The 16,255-nt window shown below is 73.0% G+C and carries 15 protein-coding genes; 4 read left to right on the forward strand and 11 right to left on the reverse strand.

Features of this window, described 5'->3' with window-relative positions; translation table 11 throughout:
• Nucleotide 1 precedes the first annotated feature (1 nt).
• Nucleotides 2-1,585: a phospholipase D family protein gene (locus Voc01_RS45780; protein WP_373873954.1), complete on the forward strand. Its 1,584-nt coding sequence runs from the start codon at nt 2-4 to the stop codon at nt 1,583-1,585.
• Between the two features lies 1 nt (nt 1,586).
• On the opposite strand, the gene Voc01_RS45785 is transcribed toward Voc01_RS45780, so the two are convergent.
• Entirely contained in the window at nt 1,587-2,192 is a 606-nt protein-coding gene (locus Voc01_RS45785) for a TetR/AcrR family transcriptional regulator (RefSeq protein ID WP_307781616.1), read from the reverse strand.
• Between the two features lie 8 nt (nt 2,193-2,200).
• Nucleotides 2,201-3,766, reverse strand: coding sequence for an MFS transporter (locus Voc01_RS45790; protein WP_239160963.1), 1,566 nt, complete (start codon nt 3,764-3,766; stop codon nt 2,201-2,203).
• Nucleotides 3,767-4,058: 292 nt separating this feature from the next.
• On the opposite strand from Voc01_RS45790, the gene Voc01_RS45795 reads away from it, so the two are divergent.
• Both Voc01_RS45795 and Voc01_RS45800 read left to right on the forward strand, forming a co-directional pair.
• On the forward strand, nt 4,059-4,373 hold the full coding sequence (locus Voc01_RS45795; RefSeq protein ID WP_239160964.1) for an STAS domain-containing protein: 315 nt from the start codon (nt 4,059-4,061) through the stop codon (nt 4,371-4,373).
• A 4-nt stretch (nt 4,374-4,377) separates the two neighbouring features.
• Nucleotides 4,378-6,762, forward strand: a complete 2,385-nt coding sequence (locus Voc01_RS45800; RefSeq protein WP_203934057.1) for a SpoIIE family protein phosphatase — start codon at nt 4,378-4,380, stop codon at nt 6,760-6,762.
• 66 nt (nt 6,763-6,828) lie between these two features.
• Here Voc01_RS45800 and Voc01_RS45805 read toward each other — a convergent pair whose 3' ends face one another.
• Nucleotides 6,829-8,250, reverse strand: a complete 1,422-nt coding sequence (locus Voc01_RS45805) for an MFS transporter (protein WP_239160965.1) — start codon at nt 8,248-8,250, stop codon at nt 6,829-6,831.
• Between the two features lie 69 nt (nt 8,251-8,319).
• Here Voc01_RS45805 and Voc01_RS45810 point away from each other — a divergent pair, with 69 nt between their 5' ends.
• A complete protein-coding gene (locus Voc01_RS45810) occupies nt 8,320-8,817 on the forward strand; it encodes a winged helix-turn-helix transcriptional regulator (RefSeq protein ID WP_203934058.1) in 498 nt (165 codons plus the stop codon).
• A 40-nt stretch (nt 8,818-8,857) separates the two neighbouring features.
• Here the strand turns inward: Voc01_RS45810 and Voc01_RS45815 are convergent, their stop codons facing one another.
• From Voc01_RS45815 to pgsA, 8 genes are all read right to left on the reverse strand, one after another.
• Complete coding sequence (locus Voc01_RS45815; protein WP_203934059.1) at nt 8,858-10,117, reverse strand: vanadium-dependent haloperoxidase; 1,260 nt, start codon at nt 10,115-10,117, stop codon at nt 8,858-8,860.
• Between the two features lie 69 nt (nt 10,118-10,186).
• Entirely contained in the window at nt 10,187-10,936 is a 750-nt protein-coding gene (locus Voc01_RS45820; RefSeq protein ID WP_203934060.1) for a YebC/PmpR family DNA-binding transcriptional regulator, read from the reverse strand.
• Nucleotides 10,936-11,586 carry a pyridoxal 5'-phosphate synthase glutaminase subunit PdxT gene (gene pdxT, locus Voc01_RS45825; protein WP_239160966.1) on the reverse strand — a complete coding sequence of 217 codons (651 nt, stop codon included), beginning with the start codon at nt 11,584-11,586 and terminating at the stop codon, nt 10,936-10,938. Before pdxT ends, Voc01_RS45820 begins: the two co-directional genes overlap by 1 nt.
• On the reverse strand, nt 11,576-12,484 hold the full coding sequence (gene pdxS / locus Voc01_RS45830) for a pyridoxal 5'-phosphate synthase lyase subunit PdxS (RefSeq protein ID WP_203934061.1): 909 nt from the start codon (nt 12,482-12,484) through the stop codon (nt 11,576-11,578). Before pdxS ends, pdxT begins: the two co-directional genes overlap by 11 nt.
• A gap of 461 nt (nt 12,485-12,945) precedes the next feature.
• The gene (locus tag Voc01_RS45835) at nt 12,946-13,452 is read right to left on the reverse strand and encodes a hypothetical protein (RefSeq protein WP_307781617.1); all 507 of its coding nucleotides are present in this window, start codon (nt 13,450-13,452) and stop codon (nt 12,946-12,948) included.
• Between the two features lie 21 nt (nt 13,453-13,473).
• A complete protein-coding gene (locus Voc01_RS45840; protein ID WP_203934062.1) occupies nt 13,474-14,586 on the reverse strand; it encodes a glycosyltransferase family 4 protein in 1,113 nt (370 codons plus the stop codon).
• A gap of 22 nt (nt 14,587-14,608) precedes the next feature.
• Nucleotides 14,609-15,526, reverse strand: coding sequence for a phosphatidylinositol mannoside acyltransferase (locus Voc01_RS45845; protein ID WP_203934063.1), 918 nt, complete (start codon nt 15,524-15,526; stop codon nt 14,609-14,611).
• Nucleotides 15,519-16,199, reverse strand: coding sequence for a phosphatidylinositol phosphate synthase (pgsA, locus tag Voc01_RS45850; RefSeq protein WP_203934064.1), 681 nt, complete (start codon nt 16,197-16,199; stop codon nt 15,519-15,521). The genes Voc01_RS45845 and pgsA overlap by 8 nt, the downstream gene beginning before the upstream one ends.
• Between the last annotated feature and the right edge of the window lie 56 nt (nt 16,200-16,255).

The following is a 16,255-nucleotide window of genomic DNA, read 5'->3' on the forward strand; positions in this document are numbered from 1 at the left end:
CATGGTGAACGTCGAGGACTGGCTGCTGTCGGCGGAGGAGCGGGGGAACCCGGCCACGGCGATCCCCGCCCACGTGGCCGGCAACCACGTCGAGCCGCTGGTGCACGGCGCGACCTACTTCGACCGCCTCGTCACGGAGGTCGAGGCCCTCGAAGCCGGTGACCACCTCTTCTTCACCGACTGGCGCGGCGACCCCGACCAGCGCCTGCGCCCCGACGGCCCCACCGTCGCCGAGCTGTTCGCGGCGGCCGCGCGGCGCGGGGTGTGCGTGAAGGGCCTCATGTGGCGCTCCCACCTCGACAAGATGCAGTTCAGCGAGGAGGAGAACAGACATCTGGGTGACGACGTGCGCGCGGCCGGCGGTGAGGTGCTGCTCGACCAGCGGGTACGCCGGGGCGGCTCGCATCACCAGAAGATCGTCGTGCTGCGTCACCCGAAACACCCCGACCGCGACGTCGCGTTCGCCGGCGGCATCGACCTGTGCCACAGCCGGCGCGACGACGCCGATCACGGCGGCGACCCGCAGGCGGTGAACATGTCACCGAAGTACGGCGACCACCCGCCCTGGCACGACGTGCAGCTGGAGCTGCGCGGACCCGTGGTCGGCGTGCTCGACACGTCGTTCCGCGAGCGCTGGACCGACCCGACCCGGCTCGACCTGCGCAGCCCCGTGGCCCTGGCACAGGACAAGCTGACCGGCGCCGACCTCGTCGCCGACCCGCTCCCGCCGCAGCCACCGGCCCCGGAGCCGTGCGGACCGCACACGGTGCAGGTGCTGCGCACCTACCCGTCGCTGCGCACGGCGTACCCGAACTTCGCCCCCGACGGCGAGTTCTCGATCGCGCGCGGCTACTCCAAGGCGATCAAGCGGGCCCGCCGGCTGATCTACCTGGAGGACCAGTACATGTGGTCGTCCGAGGTGGCCGAGCTGTTCGCGCAGGCGCTGCGCGACAACCCCGCGCTGCACCTGGTGGTCGTCGTCCCCCGGTACCCCGACGTCGACGGCGCGTTCGCGCTGCCGCCGAACCAGGTCGGCCGCGCGCAGGCCATCGAGGTCTGCCGGAAGGCCGGCGGCGACCGGGTGCACGTCTTCGACGTGGAGAACCACGACGGCGGCGCCGTCTACGTGCACGCCAAGGTCTGCGTGGTCGACGACGTGTGGGCGAGCGTCGGCAGCGACAACTTCAACCGCCGCTCCTGGACCCACGACAGCGAGCTGTCCTGCGCCGTGCTCGACGGGACCCGCGACGAGCGCGCACCGGTCGACCCGGCCGGCACCGGCGACGGCGCCCGCGTGTACGCGCGGAACCTGCGGCTGACGCTCATGGCCGAACACCTCGACCTGGCCGACGACGCGGCCCTGGTCGACCCCGACGAGGCCGTCCGCACCATCGACGCGGTGGCGGCGCGGCTCGACGAGTGGCACGCCGGTGGCCGCGTGGGTGAGCGCCCGCCGGGCCGGCTGCGCCCCCACAAGCCGGAGCGGTTGGGTTTCCTGACCCGGGCCTGGGCCATTCCGGCGTACCGGCTGGTCTACGACCCCGACGGCAGGCCGTGGCGGCAGCGCCGCCACCAGCGCTGGTGAGCTAGCCAGGTGCCGCGCCGGTCAGGACGGCGTCGACGACGCGCTCGGCCAGGCCGACCTCGTCGATGGCCGGGTTCCACCGCATCGTCCGCTGCACGATCATCGGCGCGGCCAGGACCAGCAGGACGACCTCCACGTCGAGGTCGGGGCGCAGCTCGCCGGTCTCGATGCCGCGGCGCAGCACCCGGCGGGTCACCTCCCGCCGCGGCTCGATCACCTGCTGGTACCAGTGGTGCAGGTCGGGGTTGCGGGCGACCTGAGGCAGCAGGCAGCTCATCACCCGGCCGTTGCGCGGCTGGTCGCTCGGCTGGCCGATCCGCGACATCAGCGTCACCAGGTCGTCGCGCACCGACTCGCCGGCGACCTCCGGCACGGGCAGCTTCAACGACGCCACCGCGTCGACCACCACCTGGTCTCGGCTGGCCCACCGGCGGTAGATCGTGGCCTTGCCGACACCGGCCCGCGCCGCGATCGACTCGATCGACAGCGTCTCCAGCGCCTCGCCGTCGGCGATCATGCCGAGGACCGCGTCGATGATCGCCTGCTCCGACCGGGCACTGCGCGGCCGACCCGGAGCACGCTTGTCCGGGTCGGCCGTCGACGTCATGTCGTCCATTATCCCTGGTTCGCACCGACGGGCTCGGGGGCCGCGCTCACGCCGGTCTCAGCCGCTGGTGGATGCGCGGCGCTGCGGCGCGGCATCCACGCCAGCACGACGGCCGTCGCGAACACCGCGAAGACGGCCGCGACGCCCGCCGCCAGGTGCATCGCGTCGACGAACGCCGCGTTCGCGGGAGCGATCAACGAACGCCCGGCCGGGCCGAGCGCCCCCGCGACACCGTACGCACCGGCGATCGACTCGCTCGCCGCGTGCCGCACCGGCTCCGGCAGCCCGGCGACCGTGTCCTCCATCCCGCCCCGGTAGCTGGCCGCGAGCACCGACCCCAGCACGGCCACGCCCAGCGACCCGCCGAGCTGGCGGATCGTGTTGCTGACCGCCGACCCGACGCCGGCCTTCTCCCGCGGCAGCGTCGACATGACCGACTCGGTCGCCGGCGGCATCACGTTCGCCATGCCGGCGCCCTGCACGAAGAACAGCACACCGAGCACCCACAGCGGCGTGTCCGCCTCCAGGAACACCATGCCGACCAGCGACGCCGTCACCAGCGCGAGACCGGTGGCGCAGACGGCCCGCGGGCCGAACCGCCGTACGAAGCTGGCGCTGCGCGGCGCGAGCAGCAGCTGCGCGACGGCGAACGGCAGCATCATGAGGCCGGTCTGCAGCGGCGTGTACCCGCGCACCAGCTGCAGGTAGAACACGCTGAAGAACAGCGTGCCCATCATCGCGAAGAACACCAGGCCCACCGCGCTGACCGCGGCGGAGAACGCCGGGTTGCGGAACAGCCGGACGTCGAGCGACGGGTTCTTCAGCCGGCTCTCGAACCAGACGAACGCCGCGATCACGAGGGCGCCGACGGCGATCGTGCCCCAGGCGCGGGGCCGGTCGAAGCCGTGCTCGCCGCCGTCGATGATCCCGTAGACGAACAGCACCAGGCCGACGATCGACAGGCCGACCCCGACGAGGTCGATCCGCCCCGGGTGCGGGTCCTTCGACTCCGGCACCAGGAGGGCGATGGCGACCAGGCCGACGACCACGATCGGCACGTTGATCAGGAAGACCGACCCCCACCAGAACCGCTCCAGCAGCAGACCGGCGACGATCGGTCCGATCGCCACGGCGAGCCCGACGGCGCCGGCCCAGACGCCGATCGCCTTGCCCCGTTCCCGCGGGTCGAAGACGTTGGAGATGATCGACAGCGTGGCCGGCATGACGCCGGCGCCGCCGATGCCCATGAGGGCGCGGGCGACGATCAGCTGGGTCGGGTCCTGCGCGTACGCGCTGACCAGCGAGCTGATACCGAACAACGCCAGGCTGACCATGAGCACCCGGCGGCGGCCGAGCCGGTCGCCGAGGACGCCGGCGGTGAACAGCAGACCGGCGAAGACGAGCGTGTAGGAGTTGATCGACCATTCGAGCTCGCCCTGGGTGGCGCCCAGGCCGTGCACCGGGTCGGCGATCACCCCGAGGGCCACGTTGAGGACCGTGTTGTCGAGGACGACGACAAGCAGCGACACCACCAGCACACCGAGGATCGCCCACCGACGCGGATGTCCGGTCACGACCTCACCCCCCAAAGCGATACGGAACCGTCTCGTTTCATCGCGGCCCACGTTAACCACCGACTCCGCGAAACGGAACGGTGCCGTATCGAAAGTGACCCTGATCACGCCCCGGAACCGGTCTGATCGGACACGAGCGGTGACCGGACGGCTGGATGCGACGCAAGTAGCTTGAGATGCGAACCGGGCGGGCGACAATCGGTGTTTCAGGCGCGAGGTGTAGCGACACCCGACGCCTACCGGTGCAGTATGGACGCAAGCGGTACCTAGCGCAGGAACAAGAGGTGCGCAGATGACGGTGGACCCGGGCACGCAGCTCACGGTGCAGCCGGTGGGCGACGATGTCGTGCGGGTCAGCGGCGAGCTCGACATCCGCACGTGCGAACGGCTCGAACGGATGGCCGGCGCGCTCGTCGACAACGGCCACCGGGTCGTGCTCGACCTCGGTGAGCTCACGTTCTGTGACTCCACGGGGCTGGCGGTGCTCGTCCGCCTGCACAAGCGGGCCGAGGCCGCCGGTGGCACGCTGGTGCTGCGGTCGCCGGTGCCGCGCGTACACAACCTGCTGACGCTGACGGGCCTCACCCGGTTGTTCCGCGTCGAGTAGCGGGATGGTCCGACCGTTGGAGCGGCCCGGCGCGTGGGCGATCGCCGCCGGGGCGTTGGTTCCCCTGTTGCCCGGTGCGGTGATCGCCGGGTTCGCGCTGGGTGAGGGCACCGGGGCGGCGCTGCTGCTCGCGGCCGTCGCCGCCGGGTGCGCGCTGGGCGGGCTCACCGCCGGGGTCGCCGCGGGCGTGCTCGCCACGGCCGCCTTCTTCCGGTTCGTGGTGCAGGCCGCCGACCCGGCGCCCCACCTGGTCGGGTTCGTGGTCGCGGCCGGCGCGGTCGTCGCCGTCTACTGGACCGTCCACAGCCGCGCGCGCAGGTACACGGCGAGCACCGAGCGCGCCCGCGACGCCGCCGAGAGCCGGGCCGACCTGCTGGCCGAGCGGGTCAGGCTGCTCGGTCCGATGCTCGACACCGCACCGATCGGCTTCGCGCTGATGGACCGCGACCTGCGCTTCCGCTACGCCAACGGGCACTACGCCGAGTTCACGCGGATCCCGGCCGCCGACCATCTCGGGCGCACGCCGGCGGAGCTGTTCGGCGGCGAGATCGGCCGCACCGCCGAGGCGGTCGTGGCGAAGGTCTTCGAGACCGGCGAGACGCAGGAGTCGATCGTCGTGCCGGTCGAGTGGCCGCACGGCACCCGGCACTACCTGAGCAACCGCTACCCGGTCAGCGACGCCGACGGTCGGGTGATCGGCGTCGGTGTCGGCGCGATCGACATCACCGAGCAGGTCGTCCTGCAGGAGGAGCACCGGCGGGCGCTGGCCGAGCTGACCGCCACCGTGCGCTCGGCGCCGGTCGCGATGGCCCTGCTCGGCACCGACCTGACCTTCCACCAGGCCAACCGCCCTTTCCAGGAGCTCGCCGGCGACCCCGACCGGCCCCTCGTCGGCACCGGGCTCGACGAGGCGACCGGCCTGCCGCCGGTGGTGCGGTCGATGGCCGTCGAGGTCCAGGCGTCGGGCCGGGGCGCGGCCGTCTCCGACGTGCCGCTGTGGGGTGACGGCGTGAGCTTCGCGAACGTCAACTGTTTCCCCGTGCTGGTCGACGACGGGACCGTGGTCGCGGTGGCCCTGATCGTCATCGACGTCTCCGAGCAGCACCGGCTGGCGCGGCTGGAGGCGGAGGCGCAGGCGCTGCGCGCCACCGCCGAGCTCGCCGGCAAGCTGGAGCAGGCCCAGCGGCTGGCCCGCATGGGCAGCTGGGAGGTCGACCTGCGCAGCGGCGAGGTCACCGGTTCGGCGCAGATGGCCGCGATCGTCGGTGACCCGGCGGCGTTCCTGGCCGGCACCGGCAGCTTCGTCGTGCACCCGGTCGACGTCGACCGGATGGGCCGGGAGTTCCGCCGGCTGCGCAACGGTGGCGCGCCGTTCGCGGGCGAGTTCCGGATCGTGCGTCCCGACGGCTCGGTCCTGGACGTGTACGGCACCGGCGAGGTGATCCGCGACGACACCGACACGCCGGTGCGGCTGTGGGGGACGCTGCAGGACGTCACCGTCCAGCGGGCCCAGGAGCGGGCCGCCGACGCGGCGATCCGGTCGGCCGACCTGGCCCGTGCCGAGCTCGAGGCCGAGCACCGGGCGCTGCAGATGTTCGTGCAGGCGATGCTGCCGTCGAGCCTGCCCCGGGCGCCCGAGACCGAGATCGTGGCCGCGTACCTGCCGGTGGTGGAGCGGGTCGACATCGGCGGTGACTGGTTCGACTCGTTCCCGCTGCCCGACGGGCGGTTCGCGCTCGCCGTCGGCGACGTCACCGGTCACGACCTGCGCGCCGCGACGATCATGGGCCAGGTGCGCAACGCCGTGCGGGCGTACGCGTTCGAGGACCCGTCGCCCGGTGAGGTGCTGCGCCGGGTCAACCTGCTGCTGACCCGGGTGTCCGACCTCGACCTGGTGACGATGGTCTACGGCGTGTACGACCCCGTCCGCCACGAGCTGACCTGGGCCAACGGCGGCCACCCCGCCCCGCTGCTGCGGCACCGCGGCGAGGTGGTCGAGCTCCGCGCCCCGGCGGGCCTGATCCTCGGCGTCTTCGCCGACGACGTGCACTACGCCGAGTGCACGGTCCGGCTGGTGCCGGGCGACACCGTGCTCGTCTACACCGACGGCCTGGTCGACCACCGCGCCGGCGACCCGGAGCAGGCGATGCACACCCTGGTCAACCTGCTGGCCACGGGCGCCGGCGCGCCCGACCGGCTGCTGCGCGAGGTCACCGGCCGGATGCTGGCCGGCGGCGTCCAGGAGGACGACGTGTGCCTGTTGGCGCTGCACCGCACGGCCGAGGCCGTGCCGGGCCAGCCACTCGCGACGCACGACCTGGCGCACCCGGGCGCGGTGGTGCCGCCACCGGCGGAACCGCTCCCGGGCCCGGTCGCCTGGGCCGCCTAGGTACAGGCCGCCCAGGTACAGGCCGCCCAGGTACAGGCCGCCCAGGCGCGGTGCGGGTGCCGGCCGCTACCTGCCCGCGCCCACCGGCGCTCTGCGGGTGCGCAGCCCGAAGGCCGTCACCGCCACGGCCGCCAGCGCCGCCACCAGCGGCACCCACAGCGCAACCCGCACCGCGGCCAGCCCGTCGACACCGGCGAAGCCGCCGGGGCCGCGGGGGCCGCCGTCGAGGGCGGCCACGCTCACCGCGGTCACCGCCGACAGGCCGAGCGCCGTGCCGAACTGGATGGCCGTGTACAGCAGGCCGGCGGCGAGGCCATGCTCGGACGGGTCGACGTCGTCGGTGGCGGCCATGGTCAGGGGACCGTAGGCCAGCGCGAAGCCGACACCGAGGAGCACCAGCGTCGGCAGCATCGCGGCGTAGGTCCAGTCGGGGCCGACCGGCAGGAACAGGGCGTACGCGAGGGCCGCCGACACGAGGCCGGCGAACAGGACGCGGGTGTTGCCGAACCGGTCGACCAGCTTCGGTGTCAGCGTCGGCGCCAGCACCGTGTCGAGGGCGACGACCAGCATCGCGAGGCCGGTCTGCAACGTCGTCCACCCGCGCAGTTCCTGCAGGTAGAGGGTCATCAGGAACTGGAAGCCGGCGAACGCCCCCAGGAACGCGGCCGCGGCCAGGTTGGTGCGCGCGAGGGTGGCCGAGCGCAGGATGCCCAGGCGCACCAGCGGCGCCGGTGACCGTCGTTCCACGGTCCCGAAGACGACCAACGACGCGACCGCCGCCGCGAAGACGGCCGCCGTCACGGCGGCGCCGTCGCCGGGGCGCTCCAGGCGGATCACGCCGTAGACGGTCAGCAGCATGGTCGCGGTGATCGCGGCGGCGCCGGCGAGGTCGAACCGGGCCGGGTCGACGCGGACCGTGCGGCCGCCGCCGTGGTCCTTCAGCAGCGGGACCGCGGCCAGCAGGATCAGCGCGGCCATGATGACCGGCGCGAAGAAGACCCAGCGCCACCCGACCGACGTGAGCATCCCGCCGGCGACCAAGCCGAGCGAGAAGCCGCCAGCCGCGGTGCCCGCGTACACGCCCAACGCCTTCGTCCGCTGCGGGCCGGCCGGGAAGTTGCTGGTGATCAGCGCCAGGCCCGCCGGCGTCATGAACGCGGCCGCGACCCCGGTGACGAACCGGGCGAGCAGCAGCGTCCAGCCGGTGGTGGCGAACCCGCCGACGCCGGAGAACACCAGGAAGACGCCCAGCCAGAGCAGGAACATGCGCCGGTGGCCGAGCAGGTCGGCGGCCCGGCCGCCGAGCAGCATGAACCCGCCGTAGCCGAGGACGTAGGCGCTGACGACGCCGCTCAGCGTCCCGGTGGACAGGCCGAGGTCGGCGCGGATCTCCGGCAGCGCGATGTTGACCATCGCGACGTCGATCCCCTCGAGGAAGATCGCGCCGCACAACACGAACAGCACGCCCCACGCGCGCGGTGTGAACATCTGTGGTTCCCCCTGTGCATGCCGGTTCCTTCTTGTAACCATCAGCATCGTCGGGCACCATTCGGGGGCATGGAAGAAGGCACTTCGCAGTCCCCCGGTTACTGCTGTGATACCGACGGCGACCCGTACGACGCCCGGCAGTGGGACACCCGCAACGACTGCGAGGTCCGGCAGATCCTCGACCGGATCGCCGACAAGTGGTCGCTGCTCGTGATCGCCCTGCTCGACCGGCGCACCCTGCGCTTCACCGAGCTGCGGCGGGCCGTCGACGGGGTCAGCCAGCGCATGCTCGCGCGCACCCTGCGTCAGCTCGAACGTGACGGGCTGGTGCGCCGGACCGTCCACGCCGCGGTCCCACCGAGGGTCGACTACGAGCTGACGCCGCTCGGCGCGACCCTGCACACGACGATCCGGGCGCTGGTCGACTGGACCGAGACGCACCAGAACGAGATCGCCGCCGCCCGCGCCGCGTACGACGTGCGCGAGGCGGCGGAGCAGGCGGCGCAGGAGCGGGAGGCGGCCCGGCGCGACGCGATCGCCCGCGACGTGCTCGCCGGACGGCTCTGAGCGGGGCACCGCGCCGGCGGCACGGGGCCCCGCCCGTCGATCAGAACTGGCGGTGGAGCACGTCGCGGGTCACCGTCGCCGCGAGCCGGTCACCGTCGACGACCGCGAAGCGGTAGTGCACCCCGGCCCAGATCCTCGCCTCCCGTAGCTCGGCCAGCGCCGCCGACAGGCTGTGGTAGCGGCGGGTCGTGCCGGAGTCGGCGCTGTAGGCGCTGAACCGCAGGGTGTCGCGGCCGAAGAACGTCCGCAGGGCCGCGACGTTCGCCGAGGTGAAGCACGCGTGCCCCGACGGGTACTCCGCCGACGGCGCGGTGACGCGGAGCGGCGTCCACGCCGGGTCGGCCGTGGTGGCCGGGTTGCCGTCGGTGCCGGCGAGCGGGATCGCGGTGACCGGCCGCCACAGGCTCCAGGTCCACTTCTCCCGGTAGCAGGAGATCAGCGAGTCGGCCACCGACAGGTCGACCATCGCGAACATCCGGGCCGTGCGCATCGTGTCGAGCCGGTGGGTCACCGCGAGCTGGCGCTTGATCTCCCACTCCACCAGGCGCGGGTCGTCCCACCAGATCGCCGCCTCGGTCTGGTCGGCCGTGCGGACCGCGCTGGTGGCCGAGCCGAGCGCCTGGACCTCGTCGAGGTCGCGGGCGTACGCGGCGCTGGTCAGGGCCGGCGGGCCCGGGGTGCGGAAGTCGGCCGCGTCGCGGATCACGAACGGCTTCAGCGTGGCGTACCAGGCGCCGGCCTGGAGGAACCCGGGTGGCGTCGGCCGCCACTCGCCCGGCGCGGTGCCGACCTTCCAGGTCGCGTCGGAGAACGCGCCGTCATCACGGCGGGCCTCGATCATGGCCGCGGCGGCGGCCTCGCCGACGGCGATGCCGCCGCGCTTGGGCCGGCCGTCCGGGATCGCGCCGAGCGCCTCCTCGTACCGCGCGCGCAGCGCCCCGGCCTGTGCCGGGAACAGGGACAGGAGCACGTGGTGCGCCGCGGCGGCGACCGCCGCGGGTGCCGAGTCGCCGCGCCGGCTGGGCGGGGCGACGAGGTACGGCCGGTAGGGCCCGCCCTCGACCGCGTTGACGGCGTCGAAGACGGCGCCCTGCACCATCGCGAAGCTGCGGGCGGCCGCGGTCGGCGACTGCCGGGCCACCTCGAAGATGGCGTCCTGCGCGTCGACGTTCCAGGTGACGACCGCGTTGGGCGCACCGGTGGGTGCGGCCCGGGCGGCAGCTGGCGTGAGCCCGACGGAACCGGCGAGCGCGAGCACGCTCACGATCGCCTTCAAGGACGGAACGGGTCGCGAACGCATCACCCGTCATCTATATCGAAGGCTCCGGTTCACCGTCGTCGATGCGTCGGAAAGTCGACGCGGGTCGCGTCAGCCGACCGCGGCCATGACCTCGTCGGAGACGTCGAAGTTGGCGTACACGTTCTGCACGTCGTCGCAGTCTTCGAGGGCGTCGATCAGCTTGAAGATCTTCGTGGCGCCGTCGGCGTCGAGCGGGACCTGCACGCTGGGCACGAACGACGACTCGGCCGACTCGTACTCGATGCCCGCATCCTGCAGCGCCGTGCGCACGGCGACGAGGTCGGTGGGCTCGCAGACCACCTCGAACGCCTCGCCGAGGTCGTTGACCTCCTCGGCGCCGGCGTCGAGCACGGCCAGCAGCACGTCGTCCTCGGTGAGCTCGGCCTTGGGGACGATCACCACGCCCTTGCGGGAGAACATGTACGACACGCTGCCGGCGTCGGCCAGCGTGCCGCCGTTGCGGGTGAGCGCGGTGCGCACCTCGGTGGCCGCCCGGTTGCGGTTGTCGGTGAGGCACTCGATGAGCAGCGCGACGCCGTTGGGGCCGTAGCCCTCGTACATGATCGTCTGCCAGTCGGCGCCACCCGCCTCGGCGCCGGAGCCGCGCTTGACGGCGCGGTCGATGTTGTCGACCGGCACCGAGCTCTTGCGCGCCTTCTGGATGGCGTCGAAGAGGGTGGGGTTGCCGGCCGGGTCACCGCCGCCCGTACGGGCCGCCACCTCGATGTTCTTGATCAGCCGGGCGAACAGCTTGCCGCGCTTGGCGTCGACGACAGCCTTCTTGTGCTTGGTGGTCGCCCACTTTGAGTGGCCGGACATCAATCCTCCGTCGACTTGGCCCTCCGCGCCATGTCCACGAAGAGCCGGTGTACGCGACGATCTCCGGTCAGCTCGGGGTGGAAGGCGGTCGCGAGGACGTTCCGCTGGCGTACCGCGACGATCCTACCTTCTGACGGTCCGGCGTTGACGCGGCCCAACACCTCGACGCCGTCACCCACCCGTTCGACCCACGGCGCGCGGATGAACACGGCGTGAAAGTCGTCGCCGTCGAGCGTGACGGGCGCCTCGAACGAGTCGACCTGCCGTCCGAACGCGTTACGCCGCACGGTGACGTCGAGCGCGCCCAACGAGACCTGGTCGGGCCGCCCGTCGAGGATCTCCGTGGCGAGGAGGATCATGCCGGCGCAGGACCCGTAGGCGGGCATTCCGTCGTTCACCCGCTTGCGCAAAGGCTCATATACGCCGAAGTCGACCATGAGCTTGCTCATCGTGGTCGACTCGCCTCCGGGGATCACGATCCCGTCGAGGTCGTCGATCTCCTCCGGCCGCCGCACCGGCACGGCGGCTGCCCCGCTGGCCCGGAGCGCGGCGGCGTGCTCGCGTACGTCACCCTGCAACGCGAGCACACCGAGCTTGAGGCGCTCGCTCCGCTCACGCGGCGCCGGGCCCGGCGCGGGCTCACCAGCCACGGGTCGCCAGGCGCTCGGAGTCGGGGAGGGTCGCGACGTTGATGCCGACCATCGCCTCGCCGAGGCCACGGGAGACCTTCGCGATCATCTCGGGGTCGTCGGCGAACGTGGTGGCCTTGACGATCGCCGACGCGCGCTTCGCCGGGTCGCCGGACTTGAAGATGCCCGAGCCGACGAACACGCCCTCGGCGCCGAGCTGCATCATCATCGCCGCGTCGGCCGGGGTGGCGATGCCGCCGGCGGTGAACAGCACCACGGGCAGCTTCCCGGTCTCGGCGACCTCCTTGACCAGGTCGTACGGCGCGCGCAGCTCCTTGGCGGCGGCGAACAGCTCGGTCTCGTCGAGCGTGCCGAGGCGGCGGATGTCGGCGCGGATCTGCCGCATGTGCCGGGTCGCCTCGACGACGTTGCCGGTGCCGGCCTCGCCCTTCGAGCGGATCATCGCCGCACCCTCGGCCAGCCGTCGCAGCGCCTCGCCCAGGTTGGTGGCGCCGCACACGAACGGCACGGTGAACGGCCACTTGTCGATGTGGTTGGCCTCGTCGGCCGGGGTGAGCACTTCGGACTCGTCGACGTAGTCGACACCGAGCGACTGCAGCACCTGCGCCTCGACGAAGTGGCCGATGCGCGCCTTGGCCATCACCGGAATGGAGACGGCGTTGATGATGCCGTCGATCATGTCGGGGTCGCTCATGCGAGAGACCCCACCCTCGGCGCGGATGTCGGCCGGCACCCGTTCGAGCGCCATCACGGCGACGGCGCCCGCGTCTTCGGCGATCTTTGCCTGATCGGAAGTGACCACGTCCATGATCACTCCGCCCTTCAGCATCTCCGCCATGCCGCGCTTGACGCGGGCGGTGCCGGTGACGGGCGTGTGGTTCTCGGTCTGCGCGGACACGGCTGACCCACTCCTTTGAAGATCTTGGGATTCCACCCCATGGTACGTCCGCGCCTACCCCGACGAGCAGGTCCAATCCAAACCACGCGGCCCGCGCCACCTCCGGCACCCGCCCACGCCAACCCGCGCCACCCGTTCCCCGCGCCGCCCGTTCCCCGCACCCCCGCACCCCGCGCCGCCCGTTCCCCGCACCACGCGCCGCCCGCGTCCCGCACCGCACCGCCGAACGCGCCGATCTTGCAGTTGTGGCCCCCGTTATAGCGCGATATCGCGCGATATGGGTGCGGCCACAAGTGCAAGATCGGCGCAAGCGAGCAGCGAGACCGGTCGGCGGGAGCGAGCGGCGCGAGGGGACGGCCCACGCGGACGGCGCACGCGAACGGCTCACGCGAACGGCCCACGCGAACGGCCCACGCGAACGGCGCAGAAAGCGGCAAGCCGGGGGCGGTGGCGAGGGGCGGTCAGGCCTGGGGGTCGTCGATGTCGAAGTACGTGGGGATCGGGTGTTTGCGCGCCAGGCGCAACATCCGTACCAGGCGCCGCCTCCGTAACGCCAGCGCGTCGCGCACGAGGTCGTTGTGCACCTGCCTCGCCAGCGCCACCCGCCGGCTGGCGCGTACCAGGTCGGCGGTCGCGCCGGGCGGGGCGGCGCCGGGTCCGCCGGGGGTCAGCTCGTGCTCGGCGGACGCGGTGAGCACCGGCCGCAGCACCCGGGTCAGATCGTTCTCGGCGGCCTCGCGCTCGTCCGGGTCGGCTTCCAGGGCGACCCGGCCCGCCCACCGGAGCTGGCTGTCACCCAGCGCGTCGGCGGCCTCGACCGCGGCGGCCGCCCGCCGCACGAGGTGCGCGTCGAGCGCGGCCTGGGCGGCGTGGGCCCGGGCATGGCTGCGGTCGATGCGCCCGGCCACCCATCCGATGTAGACGGTGACGAGCAGTAGCACCGCCAGACCCGCCGCCCACCACCACACGCCACGCAGTGTAGGAGGGACTCAGCCCGTCGCGTGGTGCACCTCGATCGCCGTGGCGTAGACCTCGAGGATCTGCTGGGCGAGCACCGGCCAGTCGTACCTCGCCACGATCCTGCGGGCGTGCGCGGCCAGGGCGCGGCGCGCGTCGGGGTCGTCGAGGAGGTCGGCCAGCACCGTCTCCAGGCGCGCGGCGTCACCGATCGGGAACAGCGCTCCCCCGCCGTCGAGCACTTTGCGGAATGCCTCCAGGTCGGAGGCGACCACCGGGGTCCCGGCGGCCATCGCCTCGGTGAGGATCATGCCGAAGGACTCGCCGCCGGTGTTCGGCGCCACGTAGAGGTCGACGCTGCGCAGCATGCGCCGCTTGTCCTCCTCGGAGACCAGCCCGAGGAACACGATCCGTTCCCGGATGCCGGGCGGCACGTGCCGCACCGCCTCGTCGGGGTCGCCCGGCCCGGCGACCAGCAGCCGCAGGCCCGGCCGCGCCGACGCCAGCGCGCAGAACGCCTCGAGCAGCGTCGGGAAGCCCTTGCGCGGCTCGGTGAACCGGCCGAGGAAGCCGACCGCTCCCCCGTCGCCGGGCCAGCCGGGTAGCGGCGTCGCCGCCTCGAACGCCGCCACGGCGACGCCGTTGGGGATCTCCCAGCCGCTGCCGCCCAGGTGCTCCACCTGCACCTTGCGGGCCAGTTCGCTCACCGCGATGCGTCCCGTGATCTTCTCCATCATCGGCTGGAGGATGCCCTGCGCGGCGGCCATCGCGCGCGACCGGGGGTTCGCGGTGTGGAACGTGGCGACCACCGGCGCGTCCGACGACAGCGCGGCCAGGAACGACAGGCTCGGCGAGATCGGCTCGTGCACGTGGACGACGTCGAAGTCGCCGTTCGCGAGCCAGCGGCGCACCCGGGCCGCCGACACCGGTCCGAACGCGACCCTCGCGACGGAACCGTTGTACGGGACCGGCACCGCCCGGCCCGCCGGCACCACGTACGGCGGGTTCGGCGCGTCCTCGTCGGCCGGCGCGAGCACGCTGACGTCGTGCCCGAGCGCGATCAGCGCCTCCGCGAGGTCGCGGATGTGGTTCTGCACCCCGCCGGGGACCTCGAAGGAGTACGGCGACACGATGCCGATGCGCATGCGCCCTATCCTCCCGAGGTGTTCACGCCGGTTCAGGGGCCGGTTCCGTCGTCGGTTCCGCGGCGGTATCGGCCAGCCAGACCCGTTGCAGCATGTGCCAGTCCTCCGGATGCCGGGCGATGCCCACCGCCAGCCGGTCGGCGACCCGTTGGGTGAGCTCGCGGACCCGGGCGTCGAGCGGCCCGTCGGCCGGCGGCTCGATCGGTCCGTCGAACTCCGCGACCGGACGATCCGGTTCATACCACAGGTGCGCCACGTAGAGGGGGGCACCGGTACGCAGCGCGAGCAGCGCGGGGCCGGCCGGCATCCGGGAGCGGCCGCCGAAGAACGTCACGTCGACGCCGCGCCGGCTGAGGTCGCGGTCGGCCAGCAGCGGCACCACCGCGCCCTCCTTGAGGCGCTCGGCGAGGATGTCGAGCGGCGGCCGGTCGCCGCCGGTCGCCGGGATGATCTCCATGCCGAGCTTGCGGCGGAACGCCAGGAACTGCTCGTAGACGCCCTCCGACAGCCGCTCGGCGACCGTGGTGATCGGCCAGCCCTTCGCGGCGACCCACGCGCCGGCGGCGTCCCAGTTCCCGGCGTGCGGCAGCGCGATCACCACACCCTTACCGGCGGCGACCGCCTCGGCCATCGCCTCCTCGCCGTAGAGGCGGAACCACCCGCGCACCTTCTCGGGCGTGAACGCCGGGAGCTTGAACGCCTCCTGCCAGTACCGGGTGTACGAGCGCATCCCGCGCCGCACCAACGCGTCCAGCTGATCCTGCGGCATCTCCGGCCCGACCACCCGGCGCAGGTTCCCGGCCAGGCGTTGCACGCCACGCCCGCGCCGCCGGACCGTCACGGCCGCGGCGGCCGCGAAGAACGGCGAGGTGACGCCCATGGGTAGGGCCCGCACGACCCGCCACGCCGCGGTGAACCCGAGCTCGGCGGCGCTAGCCATCGACGGGCCGTTCCCCGACCGCCGGTCCCGCGCTCGGCTCCCCCGCGGTCGGCGCGACCGGCGTCGCGACGGGCTCGCGGGTCTGCCGGTACACGGTGACGAACCGCTGCGCGACGGTGACCACCGACAGGATCGCGAGGGTCCACAGCACGATGTACATGCCGGTGTCCCAGCCGAAGCCGGCGGAGAACCCACCGACGCCGATGCCGAGCAGGCGTTCGGGCCGCTCCACGATCCCGACGCTGGCGGTGAGCCCCAGCGACTCGGCCTTCGCCCGCACGTACGACGTGACCTGGCTGGCGACCAGCACGACCAGCGACGCGAACACCGCGTGCCAGGCGCCGTCCTTCGCCGCCCACCAGGCCAGCGACGCGAAGATCGCCCCGTCGGCCACCCGGTCGAGGGACGAGTCGAGGAACGCGCCGAACCGGCTCGACGTGCCGCGGGCCCGGGCCATCGCGCCGTCGAGGATGTCGGTGAGCGCCGAGATCGTCGCGAGGATCACCGCGACGAGGATGTGGTCGAACGCGGCGAGCACCGACGCCACGAGGACGCCGACGGTGCCGGCGACCGTGACCGCGTCGGGCGTGACGCCGACGCGCAGGAGGCCCCGGGCCACCGGGTCGACGACCTTGCCGATCGCGGGTCGCACTCCGCTGAGGATCTTCGCCATGGCGGCACTACCTTATCCGCAGTGCCACCGCCACGGCCGGACGGCACTGCCCCATG

The sequence above is a fragment of the Virgisporangium ochraceum genome (assembly GCF_016863655.1).
GTDB lineage: Bacteria > Actinomycetota > Actinomycetes > Mycobacteriales > Micromonosporaceae > Virgisporangium > Virgisporangium ochraceum.

Excerpts from the sequence above, each read along its gene's own strand:
- Voc01_RS45780 (WP_373873954.1), top strand. The coding sequence starts at position 2 with ATGGTGAACGTCGAGGACTGGCTGCTGTCGGCGGAGGAGCGGGGGAAC.
- Voc01_RS45785 (WP_307781616.1), bottom strand. The coding sequence starts at position 2,192 with ATGACGTCGACGGCCGACCCGGACAAGCGTGCTCCGGGTCGGCCGCGC.
- Voc01_RS45795 (WP_239160964.1), top strand. The coding sequence starts at position 4,059 with ATGACGGTGGACCCGGGCACGCAGCTCACGGTGCAGCCGGTGGGCGAC.
- Voc01_RS45800 (WP_203934057.1), top strand. The coding sequence starts at position 4,378 with ATGGTCCGACCGTTGGAGCGGCCCGGCGCGTGGGCGATCGCCGCCGGG.
- Voc01_RS45805 (WP_239160965.1), bottom strand. The coding sequence starts at position 8,250 with ATGTTCACACCGCGCGCGTGGGGCGTGCTGTTCGTGTTGTGCGGCGCG.
- Voc01_RS45810 (WP_203934058.1), top strand. The coding sequence starts at position 8,320 with ATGGAAGAAGGCACTTCGCAGTCCCCCGGTTACTGCTGTGATACCGAC.
- Voc01_RS45815 (WP_203934059.1), bottom strand. The coding sequence starts at position 10,117 with ATGCGTTCGCGACCCGTTCCGTCCTTGAAGGCGATCGTGAGCGTGCTC.
- Voc01_RS45820 (WP_203934060.1), bottom strand. The coding sequence starts at position 10,936 with ATGTCCGGCCACTCAAAGTGGGCGACCACCAAGCACAAGAAGGCTGTC.
- Voc01_RS45840 (WP_203934062.1), bottom strand. The coding sequence starts at position 14,586 with ATGCGCATCGGCATCGTGTCGCCGTACTCCTTCGAGGTCCCCGGCGGG.
- Voc01_RS45845 (WP_203934063.1), bottom strand. The coding sequence starts at position 15,526 with ATGGCTAGCGCCGCCGAGCTCGGGTTCACCGCGGCGTGGCGGGTCGTG.
- pgsA (WP_203934064.1), bottom strand. The coding sequence starts at position 16,199 with ATGGCGAAGATCCTCAGCGGAGTGCGACCCGCGATCGGCAAGGTCGTC.